This window comes from Pseudomonas sp. 2995-1 (genome assembly GCF_002742505.1).
Taxonomy (GTDB): domain Bacteria; phylum Pseudomonadota; class Gammaproteobacteria; order Pseudomonadales; family Pseudomonadaceae; genus Aquipseudomonas; species Aquipseudomonas sivasensis.
In genome coordinates, this window is record NZ_LJSA01000392.1 from 1 (window position 1) to 736 (window position 736).

The 736-nt window shown below is 56.7% G+C and carries 1 pseudogene; it reads right to left on the reverse strand.

The features are described from left to right. Window positions 1–358: 358 nt before the first annotated feature. Window positions 359–736, reverse strand: a pseudogene (locus AOA61_RS21225) (L-arabinose ABC transporter permease AraH); the annotation flags it as partial.

A 736-nucleotide genomic window follows, 5' to 3' on the forward strand; every position in this document is an offset into this window, starting at 1 on the left:
TAAAACTGTGGGAGGGGGCTTGCTCCCGATTGCAGTGTGTCAGCTACATATTCATTACCTGACCCACTGCTATCGGGGGCAAGCCCCCTCCCACATTTTGAGCTTCACATGGCGAGGGTTCAGCGTTGTTTCATGCGATCGATGACCACCGCCAGTAGCAGGATCAAACCGCAGATTACGTATTGATGAACCCAGGACAAACTTACAGCCAGAACACCGTATTCAAATTCTCCGCCGATTAAAACTGTGGGAGGGGGCTTGCTCCCGATGGCGGTGTGTCAGCTACATATTCATTACCTGGCCCACTGCTATCGGGAGCAAGCCCCCTCCCACATTTTGGGCTTCACATGGCGAGGGTTCAGCGTTGTTTCATGCGGTCGATGACCACCGCCAACAACAGGATCGAACCGCGGATTACGTATTGATAAAACGTGTCGATGTTCTTCAGGTTCATCGCGTTCTCGATGATCGCCAAGATCAACACCCCCGCGATCACATGGCGGATCATGCCAATCCCACCACTCAACGACACCCCGCCTAGCACGCACGCAGAGATGACCGTCAGCTCAAAACCCTGCCCGATCATCGGCTGGCCCGAGGTCATGCGCGAGGCGAGGATCACGCCGGCCAGCGCGCCGATCAGACCGTGCACGGCGAAGATCAGGATCTTGGTGCGGTCAACGTTCACCCCTGCCAGCAACGCCGCTTCCGGGTTGCCGCCGATGGCCATGGTGTT